Annotated in this window: 1 protein-coding gene; it reads left to right on the top strand. The window is 56.6% G+C overall.

All coding sequences use genetic code 11. From position 1 onward, the window contains the following. A partial coding sequence (locus IOC61_RS15895; RefSeq protein WP_229333201.1) for a hypothetical protein occupies nt 1-447 on the top strand: 447 nt, incomplete at both ends.

The following is a 447-nucleotide window of genomic DNA, read 5'->3' as shown; positions in this document are numbered from 1 at the left end:
CTGACCGATCAGTTCGTCCACGAGATCTCCATCGGTATCGGTGACACTGGCGCTAAAGCTGGCATCATTAAAGTCGGGGTAAGCCGTGGTTTCAAGATGAAAGCGTTGGATCTTCGCATCTATCGAGCGGCGGCGCGGGCATCCAAAATCACCGGTGCACCCATCTTCACTCACCTCGCGGTCGACTGTGAGCCGGCGCTGAAGATCTTTGCTGAAGAGGGGCTTCCCTGTCATCGGGTGCTTTTCGGGCATGCAGATGACGGTGTCAGCCAGGGCAAGATCAATGAGACGGCACTGATCGAAGCCGGCGGTCGAATCGGCTTTGATACGTTCGGCTACGACCTGGAGCTGCCTGACCCACCGTTTTGGGGGCGAGCGCGTAAAGACCGTCTTGAACATTTTCTCAGGTATCTGAATGGCGGATTGGTCGATCAGGTGCTTGCGTCG

It is taken from the genome of Halomonas sp. KAO (assembly GCF_015595025.1).
GTDB lineage: Bacteria > Pseudomonadota > Gammaproteobacteria > Pseudomonadales > Halomonadaceae > Halomonas.
This window is presented reverse-complemented; position numbering and strand designations above follow the sequence as displayed.